This is a genomic window from Natronocella acetinitrilica, assembly GCF_024170285.1.
GTDB lineage: Bacteria > Pseudomonadota > Gammaproteobacteria > Nitrococcales > Aquisalimonadaceae > Natronocella > Natronocella acetinitrilica.
The window spans coordinates 166517-186341 of record NZ_JALJXV010000003.1 but is presented as its reverse complement, the minus strand read 5'-3'; the positions used below and the strand labels follow the sequence as shown (position 1 = coordinate 186341).

The 19825-nt window shown below is 64.3% G+C and carries 18 protein-coding genes; all 18 read left to right on the top strand.

Translation table 11 applies throughout. The features are described from left to right. Positions 1–92: 92 nt before the first annotated feature. Entirely contained in the window at positions 93–482 is a 390-nt protein-coding gene (locus J2T57_RS06810; RefSeq protein WP_253476164.1) for a DUF6750 family protein, read from the top strand. A gap of 86 nt (positions 483–568) precedes the next feature. Continuing rightward, entirely contained in the window at positions 569–1297 is a 729-nt protein-coding gene (locus J2T57_RS06805) for an HNH endonuclease (protein ID WP_253476162.1), read from the top strand. Between the two features lie 37 nt (positions 1298–1334). Further along, on the top strand, positions 1335–2534 hold the full coding sequence (locus tag J2T57_RS06800; RefSeq protein ID WP_253476160.1) for a hypothetical protein: 1200 nt from the start codon (positions 1335–1337) through the stop codon (positions 2532–2534). A 4-nt stretch (positions 2535–2538) separates the two neighbouring features. Next, entirely contained in the window at positions 2539–2787 is a 249-nt protein-coding gene (locus J2T57_RS06795; RefSeq protein WP_253476158.1) for a hypothetical protein, read from the top strand. Positions 2788–2799: 12 nt separating this feature from the next. Next, entirely contained in the window at positions 2800–5787 is a 2988-nt protein-coding gene (locus J2T57_RS06790) for a putative type IV secretion/conjugal transfer ATPase (protein ID WP_253476156.1), read from the top strand. 58 nt (positions 5788–5845) lie between these two features. Beyond that, positions 5846–6361: a DotD/TraH family lipoprotein gene (locus J2T57_RS06785; RefSeq protein WP_253476154.1), complete on the top strand. Its 516-nt coding sequence runs from the start codon at positions 5846–5848 to the stop codon at positions 6359–6361. A 21-nt stretch (positions 6362–6382) separates the two neighbouring features. Further along, complete coding sequence (locus tag J2T57_RS06780) at positions 6383–7276, top strand: type IV secretory system conjugative DNA transfer family protein (RefSeq protein ID WP_253476152.1); 894 nt, start codon at positions 6383–6385, stop codon at positions 7274–7276. Continuing rightward, a complete protein-coding gene (locus J2T57_RS06775) occupies positions 7276–8433 on the top strand; it encodes a type IV pilus twitching motility protein PilT (protein ID WP_253476150.1) in 1158 nt (385 codons plus the stop codon). Before J2T57_RS06780 ends, J2T57_RS06775 begins: the two co-directional genes overlap by 1 nt. Next, positions 8420–8659, top strand: coding sequence for an IcmT/TraK family protein (icmT, locus tag J2T57_RS06770; RefSeq protein ID WP_253476148.1), 240 nt, complete (start codon positions 8420–8422; stop codon positions 8657–8659). The genes J2T57_RS06775 and icmT overlap by 14 nt, the downstream gene beginning before the upstream one ends. 72 nt (positions 8660–8731) lie before the next feature. Further along, positions 8732–9481: a TcpQ domain-containing protein gene (locus J2T57_RS06765; RefSeq protein ID WP_253476146.1), complete on the top strand. Its 750-nt coding sequence runs from the start codon at positions 8732–8734 to the stop codon at positions 9479–9481. After that, positions 9481–11139 (top strand): secretin GspD/PilQ domain-containing protein, encoded by a 1659-nt coding sequence (locus J2T57_RS06760; protein WP_253476144.1) that lies wholly within the window; start codon positions 9481–9483, stop codon positions 11137–11139. The genes J2T57_RS06765 and J2T57_RS06760 overlap by 1 nt, the downstream gene beginning before the upstream one ends. A gap of 13 nt (positions 11140–11152) precedes the next feature. After that, a complete protein-coding gene (locus J2T57_RS06755) occupies positions 11153–12562 on the top strand; it encodes a type IV pilus inner membrane component PilO (protein ID WP_253476142.1) in 1410 nt (469 codons plus the stop codon). Beyond that, positions 12552–13316: a hypothetical protein gene (locus tag J2T57_RS06750; RefSeq protein ID WP_253476140.1), complete on the top strand. Its 765-nt coding sequence runs from the start codon at positions 12552–12554 to the stop codon at positions 13314–13316. The genes J2T57_RS06755 and J2T57_RS06750 overlap by 11 nt, the downstream gene beginning before the upstream one ends. Before the next feature lie 50 nt (positions 13317–13366). Beyond that, on the top strand, positions 13367–15166 hold the full coding sequence (locus J2T57_RS06745) for a GspE/PulE family protein (RefSeq protein ID WP_253476138.1): 1800 nt from the start codon (positions 13367–13369) through the stop codon (positions 15164–15166). A gap of 64 nt (positions 15167–15230) precedes the next feature. Next, the gene (locus J2T57_RS06740) at positions 15231–16289 is read left to right on the top strand and encodes a type II secretion system F family protein (protein ID WP_253476136.1); all 1059 of its coding nucleotides are present in this window, start codon (positions 15231–15233) and stop codon (positions 16287–16289) included. 83 nt (positions 16290–16372) lie between these two features. Continuing rightward, positions 16373–16903 carry a type 4 pilus major pilin gene (locus J2T57_RS06735; protein WP_253476134.1) on the top strand — a complete coding sequence of 177 codons (531 nt, stop codon included), beginning with the start codon at positions 16373–16375 and terminating at the stop codon, positions 16901–16903. A gap of 61 nt (positions 16904–16964) precedes the next feature. Beyond that, positions 16965–18041, top strand: a complete 1077-nt coding sequence (locus J2T57_RS06730; RefSeq protein ID WP_253476132.1) for an ATPase, T2SS/T4P/T4SS family — start codon at positions 16965–16967, stop codon at positions 18039–18041. A 59-nt stretch (positions 18042–18100) separates the two neighbouring features. Continuing rightward, a complete protein-coding gene (locus tag J2T57_RS06725) occupies positions 18101–19813 on the top strand; it encodes a type II secretion system protein (RefSeq protein ID WP_253476130.1) in 1713 nt (570 codons plus the stop codon). Positions 19814–19825 lie beyond the last annotated feature (12 nt).

Genomic DNA, 19825 nt, shown 5'->3' with positions numbered 1-19825 from the left:
GGGCTTCGGCCCCTCTTTTAATTGTTGCTTTATTATATATAGTAATGGTATCTTATCCCGAGCATAACAATAACAAACTGGGAGACCTCACCATGCTTCGTTCCATCAAGGGCAGCTGCCTGTCGTACCTGGCTCTGGCCGCCGTGGCCGGCGTTGCATTTCTGTTTTCGGGTGATGCGCTTGCGCAGCAGGACATCGCCCAGATGACCGGGACCGTCCGTACCCAGGTCGATGCACTGAAGAACCTGGCCGTGGCCGTGTTCTTCCTGATTGGCTTTGTGCTCTTCGGCGTCGGCCTGTGGCTCTTCTGGAAGGACAGCAAGGAGTCCGGCCGAGGCCATGCCAAGAACGGCCTGATCGCAGTCTGCGTAGGCGCGGCACTTCTGCTTATCACCACGCTGGTTGGGGTTGCTGCCAACAGCATGCTCGGCGGCGGTGGTGCTGACCAGATCCAGCAGGGCTTCGGCAACGGGAACTTCTGATTGCCCGCATCCCGATGCTTGCCGCAGGGCCCGCTTTGCGGGCCCTTTTTTTGCCAAGCCCGACAACTTCCGCCAAGGAGGCGGCCATGACGACCGTACTGCGACCGATTGAGCTTTCCGTGAAGCGCGGGCAGTTCCGCGCCGATGACGCCATGTCACCGGTGGCCGATGCCGCCTTCAAGCAGGCCCGCTCCGAGCGCCTGCGGATGGACAACCACACCTGCCAGTTCTGCGGCTTTGCCGCCGGCAAGTACCAGGAGGTCCACCACGTCAACGATGATCATGCAGACAACCGTGCCGAGGAGAATCTCGTCACCGCCTGTCCGCTCTGCCACCTCTGCCATCACGTCGGCTTTGCCGGCGCGCAGGACAAGGCGGTGCTGGTCTACTTCGGAAAGGCGCCCGGCATCACCCAAGCCGACTTGAACCAGATCGTGCGCGCCCTGTGGATCGGGCGATCTAGCCAGGATCGCGACGTCAGCCTGCTGTCGATCAACCTCATGTCACGGCTGCTGAAGGGCACGGTCGGGGCCCGTCGCCTGACAGGCACCAGCGACCCGACGGTGCTTGGCGACTTCCTGCTGCACATGGACCAGGCATCCTACGCCCGGCGCGGAGAGTACCTGGACGGGCTCTTCCTGCTGCCCCTCGACACCGGCTTCCAGAAGCAGATCGAGTACTGGCGCACCGAGACCTTCAAGGGCCTGCCCGTCTCCAAGTGGGTTGATGTCGCACGCCAGTACGCCGAGCGTTGGGCGAAGGCCTCGACCGGCAAGGACGGCATCGCTGGCGTTCGCGCACTTCTCGGCGCATAATATATTCTCTATATTAATTACAAGGCGGGTAGAGAGCTTGAACCAGGTCGGCGTCTGTCTTTTCGATGATCCTCGCACAGCGACTGGCGGGTGGGCGTCCGTCGCCGGGCGGGAGGCCGAGCGCGTCAGTGGCACCGGCCGGCTTTCGAGTGACGTGCTCTGGGTCACCAACCTTGGCTACAGGGACTATCAGCGCCTGAATCTCATCCGGACACCGCATATCTTTGATGAACAGTACTTCCGCACCTCCATCAAGGCCATGTGCTCGGAGCTCGGCCTCGAGGGTGACCCCGCGCGTGCCGCGTGCCACCTCTCGACGATCCTCGATCGTGTCGCACAGAGCGGAGCCGAGATCCTGGGGGTCAATATCGCGCAGCCCGGCTATCGCTACAGTTCGCTGGTCTCGACAGCGCTGCATCTTCCCTCCATGCGCCAGCAGCCGCACGGGGCCCATGCGAGCGAGATTCGCGCAGCCCTCACCCAGGCAACGCAGTCGAACCAGGCCATGGCGGGTGTTCAGCGACCTTACGGCGCGAGCTGCAAGGGATTCAATTATCCGCGTGGCGCGCTCGCAAAGTGGCTGCTCTCACAGCCCTACCCGATCAGCAATGACTGGAAGGAGCTCAAGCAGGCGTCCGGTCAAACCGTATTCGGCGTCGAGGACGGGCAGCTGATCCGCGGCACCAAGGCCGTTCGCCAGACCCTCAGCGAGCTCGGCGAGAAGGCCGCTGTCTTCCTGCGCGTGCGCGTACTCGACACGGACACCTTCTATCGCCCGTTTGCCACCTTTGGTGCCGGCGCGAATGCGCCGCGTGGCTGGGCTGCGCTGCCAGAGGTGCTCTATCTCTCGAAGTTCTGCAAGCTCTCGGTCTCCGGCGGCTTTCGTTGCAGCGCTGGCCGCCTGGAGCTGCCCCCGGGGGTCGACCTTGCCAACGCCGAGTACTCCTACTCCCGTGCGCTGATGCTCGAGAACCTCTGGGTGGGTCTGGCAACCCCGCTCCAGGGGGCGGGTCAACCGACGGCGGTCGGGGCCTACATGCGCGCCTATGACCGGGTTGTCTGCGGCAAGGCCGCGGAGCAGTTCGCTCGCAACAGTTTCGTGGTCGGCTCCTACGGGACCGGTCGGGTCATGGTCTATGTGCGCAAGGGCGAGGAGGCGGCCGCCGCGCGCATCTCCCTCGATGCGGGGCTCTCTCCGCCAATGGACATCGCGCAGCTCGCCTCGGGAGGGCAATAGGCCCATGGACTACCTCTACGGTGACGCGCTGCCGACGGACCTCCAGGAGCTCCTTCGCGCGGACTTTCTGCTCAATTTCTACAGCCTGGTGGGCGCCTCCTCGATGAGTGCGGAGTACATCATGGCTTTCGATGAGGTGATCCTGCTGCCGGAGGCCGAGCGCAAGGCGGCGGTGCGCAACATCATCATGAAGCTCAATGCCTCCGGGGGCGCCGGGCAGTCCGGTGACGCCCCCGAGGTCATCAATATCTAAGGGGATCCCGACATGTATGTACTGAACAGGCTCTTCTCAAAGTCACTCAAGATGGGGCTCTATGACTACTGCCAGCTTGAGACCTCGGATGACGACTACACGCTCGTCACCCGGGACGGCGGCCTGGTCACGATGCTCGAGCTCCATGGCGCCTTTCAGATCATCGGTCGACACAGCTTCGAGGACAAGCTGATCGAGCTGGTCGAGCACCTTGCCGGCGCAATGAAAAAGCCGGGCTACCGCTTGCAGTTCGTGTTCTCGCGGGACCCTGAGGATTCACTCCGGGTGGTGCGCCGCTCTACGGACGCTGCGCGGCGTGCGATCAAGAGCAAGCACCTCGACCTGATGGGCCTGATCGATGAACGCGAGCAGGTGCTGTCCTCGAAGACCGCCGCCGAGTGCTGCTACCTGGTCATCACCACCACGCCGGCCGTGCTGGCCACCCCGGCGGTTGCCAAGCAAGCCCTGAAGAAGCGCAACGAGAAGGCGCGTGAGGTCCGAAGCGGCCTCAAGCCCGGAGAGTTCGGGCAGTCGCCCTTTGTTGTCATCGATGAGCTGCGCCAGCGGCACGCGAGCTTCACCAAGAGCATCTACAAAAAGCTCTCAGCCACCTGCCAGACCGACGTCATGAAGGCGGCCTGCGCCCTGCGCGCAATCAAGGCGCAGATCCATGGGCCGAGTGTGAGCGACAAGTGGGTGCCGGCGCTGCCGGGAACACGGATCCCCAGCCGCCTGCTGAAGGAATCCGGCTACACCGGTGATGCGAGCAGCGTCATGTACCCGGACATCGGCTTCCAGCTCTTCAACCGAAGCCCCGAGGTCGCCGACGAGGATCGCACGCTGGTGCGCATCGGCAAGGAATACCATGCGCCGCTGCTGGTCGACATGCCACCGGCCGACCCGGGCGCTTTCAGCGGCCTTTTCGAGAATATCGACAGTGATATCCCCTGGCGCTTTTCGCTCACGATTGACACTGGCCATGACAAGATCCGAAGCCGCATCGGCAACAAGCACACGCTGGCCTCGCTGCTCGCCTTCACGAGCTCGGATAACCGGGCGATCCGTGACGCCGCAGACGAGCTCATGTCGCTTGCCACCGACGGGATCCTGGTGACGGCCTACATGGCCTTCGACACCTGGGGGCCGAGCGCCGATGAGGCCACGCGGCGGAAGAACCTGCTGACCCAGGCCATCCAGAGCTGGGGGCAGGCGGACGTGGTGGAGGAGGTGGGTGACGCCATCGATGCCTGGTGCGATACCCTGCCGGCCGTGAAAAAGACGCTGGTGGCAACGCCCTTCCCCGATGAGCTCCATCGGGTCTTCCGCATGGCCCCGTTTAGCCGCCCGGCCTCGCCGTGGGAGAGCGGCTCGCTGCTCTTTCGCACCGTCGACAACAAGCTCTGGCCCTATCTGCCAGGCAGCTCCCGGCAGACCTCCTGGGTTGACCTGGTGTTCGCGCCGCCTGGCTTTGGCAAGAGCTTCTTTCTCTCAGCCTCCAACATGGCGCTTCTCACCGCCGGTGCGCAGACGGAGCTGCCGATGATCGCGATCATCGATATCGGCTTCTCCTCGGCCGCCTTTGTGGACCTGGTGCGCGAATCGCTGCCGCGGGAGAAGCGCCACCTGGCGAAGAGCTTCAAGCTCCGGATGACCCCCGACATGGCGATCAACCCCTTCGACACGCCGCTTGGCTGTCGCAGGCCGCTTGCCGTCGACCGGGACTTCCTGGTGAACTTCCTCGAGCTTGTGCTGACCCCGGCCGGTCACAAGGGTGCGCTGCCCCGTCTCGCGGACATCTGCTCGCGACTGGTTGATGCGATGTACGAGTATTTCAGTGACAACAACCAGCCGAAGCGCTACACCCGGTATGTTGACGATGCAGTGGATCAGGCCATCGCGGACCACAACATCACGGCTGCCCGCAACGATGAGGTGACCTGGTGGGAGATTGTTGACGCGCTCTTCCAGGCCGGGCTCACCCACGAGGCAGGTCTTGCCCAGCGCCATGCCGTGCCGAACCTCCAGGATGCGACCACGGTCCTCACCCAGGATCAGACCATTCGCGATCTTTTCGGCAAGGCGACCTTCGAGGGTGGCGAGAACATGATCTCCTTCATCAACACGGGGATCAGCGTTGCCATCGAGAACTACAAGATCCTGAGCGGGCCGAGCATGTTCGATACCGGCAGCGCGCGGATTGTCTCCATGGACCTCTCCGAGGTCGCCATGTCGGGCAGTGCGGCCGCGGACAAGATGACCGGCGTGGTCTACATGCTGGCGCGCAATATCCTCTGCCGCGATTTCTACCGCAGCGAGGACTCCCTTCGGGAGATCGAGAGCCCGCGCTACAAGCGCTACCACAAGGCGATCATCGAGGCGAACTCCCAGGTCGAGCGCAAGCTCTGCATGGATGAGTTTCACCGCACCGAGTCCTGTGAGCCGGTTCGAAACCAGGCTCTGGTGGATATCCGCGAGGGGCGCAAGTTCAATGTCCAGGTCGCGCTCCTCTCCCAGCGCCTCCAGGACTTCAGCCCGGCCATGGTGGAGTTCGCGAGCAATGTCTATGTCTTCTCCAAGGGCATTACCGAGGACAGCATCAGCGAGATCCGCAGGCGCTTTAGCCCCGAACCCGATGCGATGCGCGGCCTGCGCACCTACGTGAACGGCCCGGACCCCGAGGAGGGTTCGGCCTTTCTGTATATTGGCTCCGTCAAGGGCGGCAGTGGCAAGGTCGAGCAGGTGCTTCGCCTGACCCTCGGGTCGACTGAGCGCTGGGCCTACTCCACGACCCACGAGGACGTCGCCCTTCGCCGGCGCCTTTCAGCGCAGCTTGGGCTGAACAACGCCCTTCGCATCCTGGCGACCGAGCACCCGAGTGGCAGCGCCAAGGGCTACGTGCAGTCGCGACTGATGGACGCAGGCCTCGCCGCTGACGACAGCAACATTTACGAAACCATCGTCAACGAACTGGTGGTCCGGCACAAGACGCTGGTGCGATGAGCGTTGTATTTGGCGACGATTCGATTTAATATACCTAAAACTAATAAATGGAGCGAACATGAAAGCCCATTCAAAACTGCTGGTACTGGCGATCGCATCGCTGCTTGCCACGGGCTGTGCAACGACACAGCCCGTGGAGCCCGATGGGCTGCTTGAGGAGCAGCGCCGCGCAGAGAACGAGGCGTGGGAGCAGCTGCGCATGATCAGCGTTGAGGCGCGAGATGAGCTGCGGCTGCTTGCCAAGGCCCAGCAGAGTCTGTCCGCTGACTCCATGACGCCTGAGCAGCACGCCCAGAAGTCCTTCCAGAGCACGTATGTGCCTGAGGGCTTCAAGGACGTTGTCTCTTTCCGCCATATCGGTCCGGCCACCCGTGCCGCAGAGGCGCTTGCAAAGATCGCCGGCTACGAGTTCGAGACCTACGGCGTGCGCCCGGCACACGAGCCGGTTGTCAGCATCGAGGTCACTGCCCGTCCGCTGATCGAGGCGCTCCATGAGCTTGGCATGCAGACAGGCGACGCGATTCACGTTGAGGTCTTTGAGGCCTCCAAGCTGATGCGCGTCATCTACCGCTAACCAGGCATCGAGGCGGCTCACATGAAAAAGACGATTGCAGCACTCCTTCTGGCCGGGCTTTTCTCTGGCGCCGCGATGGCGGGGTCCGAGGCCCGCTCGATCAGCGACCTGCGCTCGCTGAACTTCAATGCCAGTGTCTTTGGTAGCGCCGGGGGCGAGGAGGAGTTTGATCTTCGCCGTCGCGCCCTGCGCGATGCCGCACTCGCCACCGGTGCCCAGCACGGCTACGTGGACCAGATGGAGCGCCTCAAGCGCCAGCTGCGCGCCAACGCCGATTACATGGACCAGACCTGGGACTTCTCGACGGTCATGCGCCTTGCAACCCACGGCGAGGAGGAACTCTACCTGCTGCCGCCCGTGATCCGCGAACTCAGAAACTCGATGATCGCAACCGAGGGCCACCAGCGTCTGCGCGTCTCCGACACGACCTACCTGATCGAGAAGCGCGAGCGCCTGGTGCTCGCACCGCCGAACTGGCGTGATTACCTGCTCTTCGACCAGCCCGTGCGCGTGACAACACCGCCAAAGCCGCTCCTGCCGAATACGCCGGAGGAGATGACAGCCTGGGTCGAGGGGGTTGAGCGCGGCTGGGTGGCCGGCGCCCGCCAGGCCTCCCAGGAAATGGGCCGGCGCCTTGAGCAGCTCGGCGGTGACTACACCGGCATGCTGCGCTACATGCGCCTTTTGACCGAGGGCAAGATCGAGTCGCCCTTCGTTGCCAGCAGCCAGGAGTGGGTGACCGGCGGTGGTGCGGAGATGCGCATCAACGAGCGCGTCTACCAGATCTCGCGCCCCTCCTCGCTCAACGCCAACATGGACGACTGGAAGACGCTTGAGCTTGATACCCGGGGCGGCTATCGCTACCCGGTGGAGCTCGACCGCCTGCGCGCGTTGCCGGGATACGCGGAGGACTGATGGAGAGCAATCCCTTCGCCCATGCCATCAATATCCCCCCGAGCATTGGCATCGAGGATCTCAACGCCATGCTCCGCCACATGGTGGAGCTTGGCGGGAGCGACCTGTTCCTGATGGGCGGCTCGCAGGCCTGGATCCAGCTTAATTCACGCATGGTGCGCATCACCCGCCGGGAGCTCAGCGACCAGGAGATCTTCCAGGTGCTGATGCATAACGATATTTATGGCGCCAACGCACCCTCGCGCCTTGGCGGCAAGGATCCGATCAACACGAGCCACGAGTTCGTGGTGAAGGACGGCGCCGAGCGCACGCGCTATCGTTTTCGCGTGAATGCGGTCGGCTGCCTTCGCCGTGGCCGCCAGTCCGTGACGATGACCCTTCGCACCATCCCGACCGTGCCCCCGACCGCGGCAGCGCTCGGGATCGAGGCCGACATCCTGCGCGTCGCCCGCGGCGCCGACCAGGGGCTCATCCTCGTGACTGGTGCCACCGGCAACGGCAAGTCGACCCTGCTTGGGAGTCTCATCCGTGACCAGCTCGAGGCGGTCGATGGCAACCGCAACGTGGTCACCATCGAAGCACCGATCGAGTTCGTCTACGACGACGTCGAGAAGGCCTCCTCCTTCATCACGCAGATGGAGGTGGACAAGCACATCAATGACTTCCATGAGGGCGTCAAGAACGCGATGCGCATGGCCCCGACCACGATCCTGATCGGCGAGGCGCGGGACTACGAGACGGTCAGCTCGGCGCTCGAGGCAAGTGTCACGGGGCATGTCGTGTACTCGACCGTCCACACCAACAGTGTGCCGGAAACCTTCCAGCGCCTGGTCGGGGTCTACCCCGAGTCACTCCAGCTCCAGGCCCGGCTCGACATTCTCCAGGCGCTGAAGATGGTGATCACCCAGCGCCTCATCCCGACCGTTGACGGCAAGCGAACCGCCATCCGCGAGTACCTGGTGCTCGATCAGGCGATCAAGGACAGGCTCGCCGCTGCAAGCAACCTGACGCGGGAGTCGTTCGCCATTCTCCGCGAGTTCGGCCGCCCGATGGCGGAGGACGCGAGGGAGAAGTTCGCAGCCGGCGTGATCAGCCAGGAGACGCTCGACCGCCAGCTCCTCAACTACGATGCCGGAGGCGATCATGGCGCGTCGTGACTACGTGCGCAGGCCGAAGATCTTTATCTGGGATGCGATCCTGGTGCTGCCGCTGATGGCGCTCCTGCTCTACCCGCGGCTTGTCACACTACTGGCACTCCTCGCCGTCGGGACGCTGCTCTTCATTCTTGATCGCCGCGGCATGGCGATTCCGATGACCCTCCGCTGGCTGCGGACGTTCCTTGTTGGCAGGCGGCGCTATATCCGCCCACCGCGACGCCTTTAATTTATGCTTTTTATATTTGAAACATGCCCGGTCAGTAATATATAATCCGAATAACAATACAGGAGCAGGGCAATGGCACCTCGAAAAACAGCAATCATCCTGGGGGCGGTAATCGCCGGCGTATTCCTTGCGCCGCTCGCGGCAACGGCCTCCCTGTACATCTCCCCCGCGGTCCGGGGCACCGTGACCTATCACCCTGCTGACGCCGATCGCGCGGGTAGCGATGAGCGCTCCGTGCGCGGTGAGTCGAGTGTCCATGGCGAGTTCGTGATGGGCGCGCAGCCGCGCGAGGACGTGAAGCGTTTCGGGCGCAATGTGCCGCTTTTCGTCGCCATCGAGAGCCTGGTGCCGATGGCCGATGGCTGGAAGGCCAACATCGACGAGGGGCTTGAGAATCGCAGTGTGAGCTGGGATGGCGGTGATGACTGGCAGAGCGTGCTTGCTGTGATTGCGCGCCAGAACAGTCTTGCCATTGTCGTCAACGAGGATGCCCGTGCCGTTGGTGTCTCCTCAAGCGCCTCGCTGGCGCCGCACCTCGCGAAGCCGACCCCCCAGGTCTGGCGCATGCGCCCCGGCAAGTCGCTCATCGAGAACCTCGCCGACTGGGCGTCTGACGCCGGCTGGTATCTCGACAGCAGTGCGATCGACTACGACTACGCGATCCCTCAGGGCGCGACCTTCACCGGGCCGTTCCTGCAAGTGATCGGCGAGGCGCTTGACGCCTTCGAGCGCGCCGAGCGGCCGATCCGCGCCCAGGCGCACACCGGCAACCGCGTTATCCAGCTGCTTAGCGGCGGCTACAAGCAAGAGGTGACCCGCTAATGACTATCCGATGCAAGGCCGTAACCAGCGCGCTTGCGCTCGCCGCGATTGCCGCAAGTGGCTGCAGCACAACCGGCATGGACCGCGCCGATCGCGAGATTGCGTCGCGCTCCGCCGAGGTCTCCCGTGACATGGCGCAAGGTCGCGAACTGCGACGCAGCTCCGTCGAGGTCTCCGACAGCGTCTTTTTCTCGGCGACCCCCTTCAAGATCGAGGAGCGCGATCGCCTGCCGGGGTTCTTCTCTGAGGCCGCCCCCTTCCGTCAGGTGGAGCCGGTCTCCTTCCAGGAGATCATCGGCGAGATCGGCGATGCCAAGGGCATCCGCATCGAGCTCTCCGAGGATGCCATTGCCACGCTGCGCGGCATGACGCCCGAGCAGATCGAGGCCGTCAATCCGGCCGGCACCGACGGCATCGGCAGCGCGATGAATGATCTGGAGCGGAGCATGGGCGACAACTTCCTCGCACCGCCTGTCTCCGAGATCCCGCGCTTGCCGGGCGAGCGCGGCCTTGCCGGCTCCGAGGTCAAGATGACCATCGATCACCGCGGCAACCTGGCCGGGCTGCTCGATCGCATCACCTCGCGGGCCAACCTCTACTGGCGCTGGAATCATGACCACGTCACGATCTTCCGCCACGATCATCGTGTCTACACCGTCGATATCCTGCCTGGAACCTCGTCGTTCACGTCCCAGGTGCAGGCCGCCGTCGGCCCGGGCGCAAGTGGCGGGACCTCCCAGCTTGGGAACCAGGCGTCTGTTGTTACCATCAATCCGCCGAACCAGTACGAGAGCATTCGCGAGGCCATCGAGTCACTGCTCTCCGAGACCGGCTCCTTCAGCCTGTCGGAGAAGACCGGGATGCTGACGGTCAACGATACGCCGATGGTGCAGGCAAAGGTCGAGCGCTACATCAAGCAGACCAATGCCGAGGCGACGCAGCGGATTGCCGTTCGCACCGAAATCTACGACATCGTCCTGAATGATCAGGGCTCAGCGGGACTTGACTGGGATGCCCTCTACCGGGGTTCCTCGCGCGTGAGCGGCAACATCGCCTCCTCATTCACCTCACCCGCCGAGGCGCTGCTTGGGCTTGAACTCACCCGAGCCGGTTCCGGCTGGGAGGGCTCCCAGGCGTTTATCTCGATGCTTCGTGAGTATGCCGACGTATCGCTGGTGACCACCTCCACCTCCTATACCACCAATGGAGAGGCCGTCCCCGTGCAGGTCGTCGACAGCCAGGCGTACCTCGCCTCGGTGTCCTCCTCGGTGGATGAAGGCGGCACGCGCAGCTACACCCTTGAGACCGGCGTCACGAGCTCCGGTATCACCATGAATGTTCTGCCGCGGCGGCTTTCGACCGGCAAGATCATGATGCAGATGGCCATGGACATGCGCCAGCTGAACAACCTGGCGACGTTCCAGGCCGGCGACACGCAGATCCAGCTGCCCGAGGAGTCCAACAAGAACTTCCTCCAGCGCGTGGTGCTCGACTCCGGTCAGCCGCTCATGATCTCAGGCTTCGAGCGGACCGAGAACACCTCGAACACCCGCTCGTTTGGCGCGCGCACGATCTGGCCCTTTGGTGGCAGTCGCAGCGGTGGTGAGCGTCGGATCATGACCATGATCGTGATCACCCCTTACGTGATCTCCGACTAATCAAGGATCTGTCATGTGGAATACTGCGCAAGTCACATTCGCAAGCCGCACCTACGCACTGGGCCTTGCCTGGTATCATCTCGCCGGCGAGCGCCCACTGAAGGAGGCGCTCGCGCAGGTCGATGAGGTGGGCGTGCCCGTCGGTGTCGGCCTGCTCCGCAAGGTCGAGCGCAGTAGCGCTGATGGCGTCAAGGACATCCACTACCAGCTTGGCCTGTCCTCGACATCCGATGATGCGGGCAGCCATTCCGCCGCCGCCTTGATCGCCGATGTGCTCGATGACGTGGTCGTCATCGAGCCGCTGGATGACGGCCGCTACTGGCTCTGTGCGGTGCTCGGCGGCGAGGTGCTACCGGGTTGCGACCTGGTTGTTGATGGCGGTGACGTCGATGAGCGCGTCTCTGATCTTTTCGGAGAGCTCGGCGAGCAGCTCGACACCGCCGTGGTCTGTGCACAGGCCGAGCGTGCCGCACAGTTCGGCCTGCAGGCCACCCACAGCGCTGGCGTTGAGCGGATGCTGGAGGATCTCGGCGCGGCACCGAAGCGCCGCCACCGGGTTGCCAAGCTGACCGGCATCTCGGTGCCGGTCGTGGCCGCAGCCGCACTCGTTGTTGTCCTCGGCCTTGGCTACTTCGGCTACAGCCAGTGGCAGGCCTCGCTCGCCGCGGAGACCGAGAGCTTCAACCATCTCGAGCTCTCCCTGCCCGACGATTCAGTGGTTGGCGTGGGGGAGGCGGCGCGGCGCTCGGCGTCGGCACCGAGCCAGGCAGAGCTCCTTGAGCGCGCTCGCGAGCAGGAGATCGAATGGCTTGCCAATGACTTCCAGACGCGTGATCCGGCCGCCGTACTCGGACTGGTCGAGTCCGCTGTCGCCGCGCTTCCCCGCGAGGCGGGTGGCTGGCGCATGGCGCTGGTTGAGTATGACGTGGCCTACCCCGATGAGATCATGGTGCTCTGGGAGAAGGACTCCCGGCATGCCCGCGCCTCAACGCTTCGCTGGGGCATTGGGGTCGACGTGCCGCTCAGCTTTGCCCTCGACGGCAGCAGCGCGAGCAGCTACCACGCTGTCGGCGCGCCGGCGTTCCGGGCAGTTGGCGATGTCCTCGAGCATCTCGCGGGCTCTGACTTCGACCATGTCAGCCTGATGGACGCACTCGATGGCTATGCGCTTGACTGGACGATGACAGAAGCAGCGTCCTCTGCGCGACCTGCACCGATTGAGGGTGTGCAGGGTGATCTCGCCACCCGCCGACAGCTCAATCTGGCGAGGAAGGACTTCACCGTCGTGACCGAGCGTGATCTCCACCGCCATGCGCTCTCGCGGGTGCTCGCGTCGGCGGACACCGCTTTGCTATCCCGGGTCTCGGCCCGCCTTGGATCATCCAACACCTGGACCGTTTACGGAGAACTCTATGAACACTAAGACGACCAAGACCGTCGCGCTCGCGCTTGCCCTCGCCGGCGCCCTCAGCATCCAGGCACAGGCCTCCGAGCCCGCCGGTGCGCTCTCGCAGATCCAGAGCGCCTCCAAAAGCGAGCGGCAGAGCCTTGAGCTTCGCTCGGAGCTCTCCCGCGAGGTCGAGCTCCTGGAGATGCGCCTTCAGTTGCGCGCCATGCAGGAGGAGTTCGACAAGATCGAGCGCGAGGCAGCCACGGCACGTGCCGGCGATCGCGAAAAGGCGCTTGTTGAGCACTTCGAGGGCTACATCGCCGAGCTCGACGCCCACTACCAGGGGGTCATCGCCGATCTCGAGCATCGCGTGCAGCTTGCGCGCGCCGAACAGTCGCGCTCACCGGTGGCCATCGCCGAGCGCATCGCAACGACCAGGATCTCTGGCATTGGCAGTGCGGCGATCGCGCGCTTTTACTACGAGGGCGATGTTTTCACCGCTGCGGTGGGTGACGAGATCGCCCAGGGTGTGCGCGTTGCAGATATCGGCCCGCGCGGCGCCACCCTGCGCGCCGGCGATCGCCATGTGCTCTCCACCCTGCGCCCGCTTGAGCAGGCTCGCGCCGAGCATCAGGCACGTGAGGCCGCTGACGCCTATCAGCGCCGCCTCGAGGCCGAGGAGTCGCTTGCGCGCATGCGACCACCGGAGCCAGGCCCGCTGCCAGGAGAGGCGTCGGCTGATGACTTCCCCTACCGCGCGGTCTACCCGATGGGCGGCATGCAGTAGGACGCGCTGTGGCCGCACGCTCATGTGCGGCCCATCACTGGAGTGCTGGCATGTTTGGTCTGCTGAAGAACAAGAACAAGACGGCAGTGCCGACGCCGACCCGTGCGGAGTCGACGGCTGCGGCCGTGCGGCCAAAGGCGCCACGCGCAACCTCGGGCGAGCGCGCGGCGAAGGGCGCCAGGGTCGGCAGCGCGGCGAAAAAGCGCGCGGCTCCGGAGCCCGTGGTCATTCGCCGTCGCGAGGCGATCCCGGGCCATGAGGCCGTGCTCTCGGCAGACGACGGGCCCTTCGCCCTGCCGGACAAGCTCAAGGCCGACTACGCGATCCTCCTTGGCGACAGGAAGTCGCAGCGCGTGGACCTTGTCATCTCCGAGGAGAGCCGCCAGACAAGCCGTGCCGACCCCATCGCCATGACGCTCTCGCAGCGCTGCAAGGAGAAGGGCTACCAGGTCGAGCGCCGGATTGCGACGCGCGACATGCTGAACATCATCTACGAGGCGGCGCGCAGGCGCCACAGCGATGAGGCGGCACTGCGCTCGGCCGGGCAGCTCGAGGAGAAGTTCGACCGCCTCATCCAGGAGGCGCTGCGCCTGAAGGCGAGCGATATCCATATCGAGGTCCGCCGCGAGACCGCAACGCTTCGCTTCCGGCGCAATGGCAAGCTCGCCGCAGGCAGTCACACCGCTGAGTGGCCAGTCGATGTCGCCCGCTCGATGGCAACGGTGATCTATCAGGTCATCTCGGATGAGAAGGACGTGGTCTTCAAGGAAAACGAGCCGCAGGACTCGATTATCGACCGCACGGTCGGCGGTGAGCGTATTCGCCTTCGCCTGGCAACAATGCCGGCCTACCCCTCCGGCTTTGATTTCGTCATGCGCCTGCTGCCGATGGGTCAGTCGCAGGTCGCGATCGAGCTGTCCGACCTCGGCTACACGGCAGAGCAGTGCGCGCTGATTGAGTCGGCCATGGCAAAGCCTGTCGGTGTCGTGGTGCTCGCCGGTACCACGGGCTCTGGCAAGAGCACATCCCTGGTGGCGATGCTCGAGTCACGGATCCGCGGTTTCAGTGGCGAGATCAAGGTGATCACCGTGGAGGACCCGCCGGAGTACGTGATTCGCGGCGCAACGCAGGTGCCGGTGATTCGCGGGCGCAGTGGCGAGGGCAGCGAGAAGAAGGAGTTTGCCCGCGCGATCCGCGCGGCCATGCGCTGCGATCCGGATATCCTGATGATCGGCGAGGTGCGCGATGAGATCAGCGGCTCACTGCTGCGAAGTGCCGTGCAGTCAGGCCACCAGTGCTTTACCACCATCCATGCCTCAAGCCCGTTTGGCATCGTCGGGCGTCTTCGTCATAACGGCATTGGCAACGATGTGCTTGGCAGTGCTGATTTTCTCTCCGGCCTGGTCTATCAGACCCTCGTGCCGGTCCTCTGTCCGCACTGCGCGATTCCGGCGCCTGCCTTTGAGGCGGCCGCGGGGGATGATCAGAGAACTGCCGCCCTCTTCACCCGCCTGCGCGCCGAAATCCCCGGCGAGGCGCTTGCCGGCGTTCGCTTCCGAAACCCCGAGGGGTGCGACGCCGAGGACTGTCGGCAGGGGATCGCCGGGCGCAGCGTGGTGGCCGAGGTCATGGTACCGGATCTCCATGTCCTGCGCCTGATCGGCGAGGGGCGTGACATCGACGCCGAGGCCTATCATCGCACCCGCGGCCAGCTGACGCTGCATGATCACGGCCTCGAGAAGCTTCGCGCCGGGCTCTGTGACCCGCGGGACATGGAAGCGAAGATCGGTCCGATCGACAGCGACCGAAAGAAGGCAGCGGCAATCAGTCTTGGCAGCGGTGATGCGTAGCCGTTCCCAAGCGCGCCTCGCTGGTTTACACTATTAAAAAACAATTTATTAATTTGGTGGCCCCATGACCCTGAAGACACTCAAGCGCTGGTATGCCCGACAGATGAGCTTCGGCGTCGACGTGCGTCTTGATCTCTATCGCACGCTCTCCTCTTTTCTGAAGGGCGGGCTGCCGATCAATGACGTCATCGAGAAGATGGCCTCCGAGTTCCGCCGCTACGGCGATCTTCGCCATGTCATCCTGGCCGACTGGGCGGCGGAGATGCGCGATGGGAGGTCCTTCTCGCAGACGCTCTCGTCCTGGTCGCCACCCGGTGAGGTCTCGATGATCCGCTCCGGCGAGGAGGCCGGCGAGATTGCCGAGGGGCTCGACAATGCGGTGCTTGCCACCGAGGCCGTGCTTGAAATGCGCCGGACGATTCGTCGCAACCTGGCCTACCCCTGCGTGCTGATGCTGGTCGCCTTCGTGTTGATCTATGTCTTTTCCGTCGAAGGTATTCCGGCGATGGTCGACATGATCCCCGTGAGCGACTGGCCGGCGGCCTCCCAGGCGCTCTACGGCCTGGCACTCTTCGTCCAGCAGAGCTGGTATCTCGCACTCGCCGGGCTCTTCGGTGCCGGTGCGCTCATTGGCTACTCGCTTGGCAACCTGACTGGCCCAGTGCGCGAGGCGCTCGACCGCCTGCCGCCCTGGTCGATCTACCGCTCCGTGCAGTCATCCGTCTTTTTGATCTCGCTCTCCTCGATGATGAAGACCGGCACGCCGGTCGCCGACGGGCTTGCGACCATCCACAGCCTGTCGGGCCGCTACGTGCGCTGGCAGGTGCGCAAGCTCCAGGTGCGCATCAATAGCGGCAAGAGCATCGGTGCCGCGCTCGATACGGGATTCTTCCCGCGCGAGGTCCGCATCGCGATCAACACCTACGCCGCCCTTGCCGATATCCAGCAGGAGTTCGAGCGTCTCGGTCGCGGCTCGATCAAGACGAGCCTTGAGATCATCGGCGCTGGCACCAAGGTGCTCAACACCGCCGTTCTGCTCGGCATTGCCGGCTATGTCGGCTGGGTCTACTACACCTTCTTCGTGCTGAACCAGGAGATCGCGCGCATGACGAGCGCCTTCTGAGAAAAAGGTTTGAGGTAGTGATTTTTTCGGATAGAATTAATTAACTGAAAATTATTTGTCCACGGACATCGGGAGAAGCAACAATGACCATGAGCAACGTGCGCCGCCAGGGCGGCATGACCCTGATCGAGCTGATGCTCGTGCTGGGCCTGGGGATGGCCATCGTGATTGGCGGGCTCATCTGGTACAACAGCGTGAAGGAAGCGCAGCGCCTGGGTGATGGCGTGCGAAACCTCCAGTCCATGACCTCGGCGGTGCGCGCCATGTTTGCCCCGCAGGGCAACTATGACGGCCTGACCGAGGCGGTGGCCATGCGCGCCTCCGGCTTCCCGGCACAGATGCGCACCGGCACTGACGGCCAGATGGGCCACCCCTGGGACGAGTCGACGAACGCCGTCGTGATCGCGGTCGACAGCATGAACGCTCCGAACGACGCCTTCCTGGTCACCTGGAACAACCTGCCGGAGGCTGCCTGCACCAACCTCGCCGCGCAGACGTATACCAGCTACGAGCGGCTGACCATCGGTGGCGGCAACAACCGCGTGACCGGAATCGCCCAGATCGCAACCGGCTGCTCGGGTGATAGCAACAGCCTGACCTGGCGGGTGCGCTAAGCCGCTCGCTCTCCGGGCGGCCAGTTCGGCCGCCCTTCGCTCGCGCTGGTGAGGTAACTGCATGGTCCTGCTCCCCGAGGAAGACGCCGTCGAGGCACCAACCGTCGCACCCGATGCCGCCGGCAGCGAGATGCCTGGGGTTTTGCCGTCCTTTACCGACCTTTATCTGCCAGAGGATCGGCCGCTCGACGGCTACCTGTTCCCGGGGCAGTTGCCGATCCCGCCCTCGATGCATGGCTTTGTCGAGGCGATCGGCACGGCCATAGAGCGCCAGGGGCTTGCCGAGTTCACCGACTTCGCGCTTGAGGTGGGTGGCGTGAAGCTTCGCGGCTGCCGCATGCCAACGATGGCCGGTGACTTCCTCATCTTCCGGCGGATGCCGGAGCGCATCTGGACGCTGCGCGAGTGCGGCTTCTCGAGTCGCATGCGTGATGAAATGCTCTCCGAGCGGCTGCGCCAGGGCGGGCTCGTCGTCGTCTCGGGGCTGCCCGGCAACGGCAAGTCGACCTCCTGTGCGGCCCTGCTGGTTGGCCGCCTGGAGGCCTTCGGTGGCATCTGCCTCACGATCGAGGACCCCGTTGAGATGCCGCTCCAGGGGCGGCATGGAGATGGTCTTTGTCTCCAGCGCAATGTCCGCCAGCAGGAGGACTTCGCGCTTGCCGTGCGCGACACGATGCGCGGCTATCCCGCGAAAAGCGACTCGATCATGCTGATCGGCGAGGTGCGTGATCCGCGCACCGCGGCGCTCGCGCTTCGCGCCTCGGTCGACGGCCGCCTGGTAATCCTGACCCTCCATGCCGGTGATCTCGTCCAGGCCGTGCAGCGCATGCTTGTGCTTGCCGGCAAGGAGCTTGGCGTTGGTGAGGCGCGAAACCTGATGGCAAGCAGCATCCGGATGGTGCTCCACCAGCGGATCACGACCCCCGGCGAGGGCGCCCAGGCGGAGCAGGCGGCGGAGGCCGACATTTCCCCGCCAGCACGGCCACGGCTTCGTTACGCAGCACTGCTGGACACCGACAAGGCGGCCTCGACGATCCGCTCGAAGAGTGCGCCGCTTGAACTCCTGCGCGACGAGATCCGCCTCCAGCAGTCGGCCTTCCGGCGCCAGGCGCCGCTCGCCTTGCGGAAGATCGGCTGAGCTTGCCATGGCGGCACGGTTCGTATAAATTGACACGATAATAATAAGAGAGGTGCGCGATGCGCCGGCAAACCCGATCCTTGACCTTCCGCCACCAACGGGGCTTCACACTGCTTGAGCTTATGCTCGTCATTGGCATTGCCTCGGCAGTCATGATCATGACCTTCCAGGAGAAGGAGCGGGAGATGACCTACGCCCGCGCCCAGCAACTGGGGGTCGAGCTCTATCAGTACAACAACGCGGTGCGCTCCTGGCTTGCCGTCAACGCCAATGACGCTTCTGCCCACGGCACCTACACCGGCACGGCCTGGCTCAAGTCGACGGCCTGTGGTGGGCTCATTGATGACAGCGCACCCGGCGACTCGGCGTTCCTTGCCTGCCAGTTCCCCGACCAGACGCGCTTTGGCGCGCTGACCTACACCACGGTTGTTGGCAGCGATGCTGATGATTTCGAGACCGATGCCGGCCGGGAGTGTGCGGCCATGGGTGGTGTCGTCTGTGCCGAGACGCACATGCCGCCGGTACTCTCCCGCGGCGAGCCAGCACCCGACCTGGCAGGCCTTGCCGCCATTACGGCGGCCGGCGGCACCGCAAGCAACCTCATTCCGACCTTCGCTGCGACCGATGGGCTGTTCAACTCCGACCCGGCGACGGCGCGGGTGACCATGCTCTCGAGCACCAACGGCGGCAATGATGCCTGGCTCCGAATTGACGGCTCGAACCGGATGGCAGGCGGTATCAGCTGGATCAATGATGACCGCAGCGAGGCCGGCCGTGCCGATGGCAGCGTCAGCGCACCGGACTGGCAGCGCGAGATCCGCGGTGCCAGTCGCATCTACAACGTCAGTGGTGCCGCCCTTCGCCTCGGCCGCTTCTCCCTCGACGCGGGTGGCTCACCGGCCGACGGGCTCTGGAATCCCGGCGTCATCGTCGATACTGACCTGGAAGTGCTGGGGGATCTTGAGGTTCGGGGCTATGCGCGCATTGATGAGGATCTCGATGTTGGCGGCATTGCAGATGTCCTCGATTCGGTCACCTCGCCGCGTTACTACGGCCGTAACAGCGCCGGGCGCGTCAACAGTCGCTATCTCGAGCCAACCGGCGAGAGCGTGATCGATGCGATCACCGCTCATGGCGTGATCCGCGGCAACGACATCGCCGCGCGCACAGCGGCCGGGCTCACCATTGATGGCCGCAACAACCTGAACCTTGGCAGTCGCGACATGCGCTTTGAGGCGGCCCGCGACCTCCTGGTCGATGCAGGCCGTAACGCCACGGTCTCGGCCGACAACGATCTCACGATCGAGGGCGATCGCGTCCTCGCCGATGGCAACCAGGGCTGGATGCGCTTCAACGAGCTCGCCTTCAGCCGCACCGGTGACCTGCGCACTTCAACGGCGCTTCGCGGCACCGTCGATGTCTCGCGCCTGCACGTCACAACGCGTAATGGTCGCACGGTGCCGATGTCCATGCTCTTCCCCTCGTATGTCCATATTGCCACCTTCCGCGTCTCGAACGGGACGCTGATCGGCAAGCCCGTGTGCAGCACCTGGGGGGGTGTCCCGCGAATCAAGGTGACCCCGGGCAGCCAGCGCTTTGACGTCACCGCGACGGGACAAACGGCGGCCGGGCGCTCGCGCCGCGGACAGATCTGGGCGTTCGCGGAGAATGCGCCTGCGACACTTGCCAGCAGTTACTGGGTGGTCCGCGCCTCCGACCAGGTCGGCGGTCATACCGGCCAGGTCACTGCGGATGTGTACTGTGAGTTCTGACCGGTTGGACCA